The organism is Streptomyces sp. 13-12-16 (genome assembly GCF_002114215.1).
Lineage (GTDB): Bacteria > Actinomycetota > Actinomycetes > Streptomycetales > Streptomycetaceae > Streptomyces.
Window position 1 is genome coordinate 1 of the sequence record NZ_NCTE01000323.1, and the last position, 5,328, is coordinate 5,328.

The 5,328-nt window shown below is 72.7% G+C and carries 4 protein-coding genes; all 4 read left to right on the forward strand.

What is annotated here, in order from left to right; translation table 11 throughout:
• The first annotated feature begins 194 nt into the window (after window positions 1–194).
• Entirely contained in the window at window positions 195–1,229 is a 1,035-nt protein-coding gene (locus B7767_RS13765) for a LacI family DNA-binding transcriptional regulator (protein ID WP_085572439.1), read from the forward strand.
• Window positions 1,226–2,746, forward strand: coding sequence for a sugar ABC transporter ATP-binding protein (locus B7767_RS13770; protein WP_085572440.1), 1,521 nt, complete (start codon window positions 1,226–1,228; stop codon window positions 2,744–2,746). The genes B7767_RS13765 and B7767_RS13770 overlap by 4 nt, the downstream gene beginning before the upstream one ends.
• Window positions 2,736–4,694, forward strand: a complete 1,959-nt coding sequence (locus B7767_RS13775) for a substrate-binding domain-containing protein (protein WP_085572441.1) — start codon at window positions 2,736–2,738, stop codon at window positions 4,692–4,694. The genes B7767_RS13770 and B7767_RS13775 overlap by 11 nt, the downstream gene beginning before the upstream one ends.
• A gap of 84 nt (window positions 4,695–4,778) precedes the next feature.
• Window positions 4,779–5,328 (forward strand): ribokinase (locus B7767_RS13780; protein WP_143652429.1); only part of this gene is annotated, 550 nt, incomplete at its 3' end.

Consider the following 5,328-nt stretch of genomic DNA (forward strand, 5'->3'; position numbering starts at 1 on the left):
GGGCGGGGCGGGGCGAACGCCACCCTTCCGCACAGCCCTGCAAGAAGGCAGCACACAGAACCCGGTCGCCCGGGGTATACCGCCGCCCCCGCGGTCACGATTCGGTTTCGGCCACCCCGCACCCTCTTGTCAGCCACCCGTGTAATCGATTCCAATCCTCCGTGTAATCGATTCCACGAGGAGGTGGAACGGCGATGGCGAGCATCAAGGACGTCGCCGCGCGGGCCGGGGTGTCCGTCGCCACGGTGTCGCGCGTCCTGAACGACCATCCGTCGGTCAGCGCGGACGCCCGCACCCGCGTGCTGGCCGCCGTCGAGGCGCTGGGCTACCGCCCGAACGCCGTCGCCCGCTCCCTGCGCACCGACCAGACCCGCACCCTCGGGCTGGTCATCAGCGACGTGATGAACCCGTACTTCACCGAGCTGGCCCGCTCCGTCGAGGAGGAGGCCCGCGCGCTCGGGTACAGCGTGATCATCGGCAACGCCGACGAGCGGCCCGACCTCCAGGACCACCACGTGACGACGCTGCTGGACCGCCGTATCGACGGGCTGCTCGTCTCCCCCACGGACGGCGGGTCGCCGGGCATGCTGGCCGCCGCCCGCGCGGGCACGCCCATGGTCTTCGTCGACCGGTGGATCCCCGGCGTGGACGTGCCCGTCGTCAGGTCGGACGGGCGCGACGCCGTACGGGACCTGGTCGCGCACCTGCACGGGCTCGGGCACCGGCGGCTCGCGATCATCGCCGGCCCGGCCGCCACCACCACCGGCCGCGAGCGCGTGGACGCCTTCCGGGAGGCGCTCGGCGCGTACGGGCTCCCCCTCCCCGACGCCTACATCGGCCAGGGCGACTTCCAGGCCGACAGCGGGCGCCGGGTCACCGAGGGCTTCCTCGACCTGGCCGAGCCGCCCGAGGTCGTGTTCGCCGCCGACAACCTGATGGCGCTCGGCGCACTGGACGCCGTCCGCGCGCGCGGGCTGCGGGTGCCCGACGACATCGCGCTGGCCGCGTTCGACGACATCCCGTGGTTCGTGCACACCGATCCGCCGGTCACCGCCATCGCCCAGCCCACCGGCGCGCTGGGGCGGGCCGCCGTGCGCGCGCTCGTCGACCGGATCGAGGGCAGGCCCGGCGAGTCCGTCACCCTCCCCGCCCGGCTCGTCGTGCGCCGCTCGTGCGGTGAGCCGGCGCCCCCACAGTCCCCGTCCCCCGTACGAAGGAGTACGTCGTGAGCAGCCCGGACGAGTTGCTGCGCATCGAGGGCATCCGCAAGACCTTCCCGGGCGTGGTCGCGCTCGACAGCGTCGACTTCGACCTGCGCCGGGGCGAGGTGCACGTGCTCCTCGGTGAGAACGGCGCCGGCAAGAGCACGCTGATCAAGATGCTCTCCGGTGCCTACACGCCCGACGCCGGCCGGATCACGGTCGGCGGCGAGGAGGTGCGCATCCACGGTGCGCAGGCCTCCGAGCGGCTCGGGATCGCCACCATCTACCAGGAGTTCAACCTCGTCCCCGACCTGACGGTCGCCGAGAACATCTTCCTCGGGCGGCAGCCGCGCCGCCTCGGGATGATCGACCGGAAGCGGATGGACGCGGACGCCGAGGTGCTGCTGAAGCGGGTCGGGGTGGACGTCTCCCCCCGTGCGCGGGTGCGCGAACTCGGCATCGCGCGGCTCCAGATGGTCGAGATCGCCAAGGCGCTCAGCCTGGACGCGCGCGTGCTCATCATGGACGAGCCGACCGCCGTGCTGACCTCCGAGGAGGTCGAGAAGCTGTTCGCCATCGTGCGGCGGCTGCGCGAGGACGGCGTCGGGATCGTGTTCATCACCCATCACCTGGAGGAGATCGCCGCCCTCGGCGACCGGGTCACCGTGATCCGGGACGGCCGCAGCGTCGGGCAGGTGCCCGCCTCCACGCCCGAGGACGAGCTCGTACGGCTCATGGTCGGGCGGTCGATCGAGCAGCAGTACCCGCGCGAGCGCGCCGACGCCGGTGACGCGCTGCTCAAGGTGGAGGGGCTGACCCGGGACGGTGTCTTCCACGACGTGAGCTTCGAGGTGCGGGCCGGTGAGGTCGTCGGCATCGCGGGACTCGTCGGGGCCGGGCGGACGGAGGTGGTCCGGGCGGTGTTCGGGGCCGACCCGTACGATGCCGGGACCGTGCACGTCGCGGGGACCCCGCTGCGCCGCCACGACGTGAACGCCGCCATGGCGGCCGGTGTCGGGCTCGTGCCCGAGGACCGCAAGGGGCAGGGGCTCGTCCTCGACGCCTCCGTCGAGGAGAACCTCGGCCTGGTCACCCTCAGGTCCGCCTCCCGCGGGGGGCTCGTCGACCTCAAGGGACAGCACGAGGCCGCCGGGCGGATCGCCGGGCAGCTCGGCGTGCGGATGGCCGGGCTCGGCCAGCACGTGCGCACGCTCTCCGGCGGCAACCAGCAGAAGGTCGTCATCGGCAAGTGGCTGCTGGCGGACACCAAGGTGCTCATCCTCGACGAGCCGACGCGCGGCATCGACGTCGGCGCGAAGGTCGAGATCTACCAGCTCATCAACGAACTGACGGCCGCCGGTGCCGCCGTGCTCATGATCTCCAGCGATCTGCCGGAGGTGCTCGGCATGAGCGACCGGGTGGTCGTCATGGCGCAGGGCCGCGTCGCGGGCGAACTCACCGCCGAACAGGCCACCCAGGACGCCGTGATGGCCCTCGCCGTCAGCACCCACACCAACGGAACGGAGGCCTCCCGTGGCCACTGACACGCTCAAGGGCAAGCCGGGCGCGCAGGGCGGCGCCACGGCCGGCCTGCGCCGCCTGCTCCTCGACAACGGCGCGCTGACCGCGCTGATCGTCCTCGTCATCGCCATGTCGGCGCTGTCCGGGGACTTCCTGACCGCCGACAACCTCCTCAACGTCGGCGTCCAGGCCGCCGTGACCGCGATCCTCGCCTTCGGCGTCACCTTCGTGATCGTCTCGGCGGGCATCGACCTGTCGGTCGGCTCCGTCGCCGCGCTGTCCGCGACGGTGCTGGCGTGGAGCGCGACCGAGGCCGGGATCCCGGTCGCCCTGGCCGTCCTGCTGGCCGTCGCGACGGGCATCGCCTGCGGTCTGGTCAACGGCTTCCTCATCTCGTACGGCAAGCTGCCGCCGTTCATCGCGACGCTGGCCATGCTGTCGGTGGGGCGCGGTCTGTCGCTCGTCATCTCGCAGGGCTCGCCCATCGCCTTCCCGGACTCGGTCTCCCACTTGGGCGACACGCTGGGCGGCTGGCTGCCGGTGCCGGTGCTCGTGATGGTCGTCATGGGGCTGCTCACCGCCTTCGTGCTCGGACGGACGTACATCGGCCGCTCCATGTACGCCATCGGCGGCAACGAGGAGGCCGCGCGCCTTTCGGGCCTGCGGGTGAAGCGGCAGAAGCTCGCCATCTACGCCTTCTCCGGGCTGTTCGCCGCCGCCGCGGGCATCGTGCTCGCCTCCCGGCTGGCCTCCGCGCAGCCGCAGGCCGCGCAGGGCTACGAGCTGGACGCGATCGCCGCCGTCGTCATCGGTGGCGCGTCCCTCGCGGGCGGCACCGGCAAGGCGTCGGGCACGCTGATCGGCGCGCTGATCCTCGCCGTGCTGCGCAACGGGCTCAACCTGCTGTCCGTCTCCGCGTTCTGGCAGCAGGTCGTCATCGGTGTCGTCATCGCGCTGGCCGTCCTCTTCGACACGCTGCGCCGCAAGGCGGGCGCGACCACCCCGGCCGCCGGGGCCTCCGGGGGCGGGAACAGGGGCAGGCAGGCACTCACGTACGTCATCGCGGCGGTCGTCGCCGTCGCGGTCGTCGGCGCGACCTCCCTGCTCCACAACGGGTCGTCGGCCGGCAGGACGCAGAAGATCGGCCTGTCGCTGTCGACGCTCAACAACCCCTTCTTCGTGCAGATCCGCAACGGCGCCGAGGAGGAGGCGAAGAAGCTGGGCGTGGACCTGACGGTCACGGACGCGCAGAACGACGCCTCCCAGCAGGCCAACCAGCTGCAGAACTTCACCAGCGGCTCGCTCTCCGCGGTCGTCGTCAACCCGGTGGACTCCGACGCGGCCGCACCCGCCGTGCGCGGCGCCAACAAGGCCGGCATCCCGGTCGTCGCCGTGGACCGCGGGGTCAACGGGGCGGACACGGCCGCGCTGGTCGCCTCCGACAACGTCGAGGGCGGCGCGCTGGGCGCCAAGGCGCTCGCCGAGAAGCTCGGCGGCAAGGGCACCATCGTCATCCTCCAGGGGCAGGCCGGCACCTCCGCCAGCCGGGAGCGCGGCGCGGGCTTCGCGGCCGGGCTGAAGGACTACCCGGGCATCGAGGTCGTCGCCAAGCAGCCCGCGGACTTCGACCGCACCAAGGGCCTGGACGTGATGACGAACCTGCTCCAGGCGCACCCCGACGTCGACGGTGTCTTCGCCGAGAACGACGAGATGGCGCTCGGCGCGATCAAGGCGCTCGGCTCCAAGGCCGGGAAGTCGGTCCAGGTCGTCGGGTTCGACGGTACGCCGGACGGGCTGAAGGCGGTCGAGGCCGGCACGTTGTACGCGTCCGTCGCGCAGCAGCCGTCGGAACTGGGCCGGATCGCGGTACGGAACGCGCTGCGGGCCGCCGAGGACGAGAAGGTGGAAAGCATGGTGAAGGTGCCGGTGAAGGTGGTCACGCGGGAGAACGTGGCCGGCTTCGAGGGCTGACGCCGGACGCAGGGACACACGGGCGGGCGGTCACGACGACCGCCCGCCCCCACACTCGGACGCACTCGGATCGGGGAGCGACTCATGTACGACTACGACCTCCTGGTCGTCGGATCGGCCAACGCCGACCTGGTGATCGGGGTCGAGCGCCGGCCCGGCGCCGGGGAGACGGTGCTCGGTTCCGACCTGGCCGTCCACCCGGGCGGCAAGGGCGCGAACCAGGCGGTCGCCGCCGCCCGGCTCGGCGCCCGTACGGCCCTGCTGGCGCGGGTCGGCGACGACGGGCACGGACGACTGCTGCTGGACTCGCAGCGGACGGCCGGGGTGGACACGGTGGGCGTGCTGGTGGGCGGGGCGCCCACCGGGGTCGCGCTGATCACGGTGGACCCGTCGGGGGACAACAGCATCGTCGTCTCGCCGGGCGCCAACGGCCGGCTGACGCCGGCGGACGTACGGGCGGCCGGGAGCCTGTTCCACGCCTCCCGGGTGGTCTCCGCGCAGTTGGAGATCCCGCTGGAGGCGGTGGTGGAGGTGGTGCGGAGCCTGGTGCCGGGCAGCCGGTTCGTGCTGAACCCGTCCCCGCCGCGTCCGCTCCCGGCGGAGGTGCTGGCGGCCTGCGACCCGCTGATCGTCA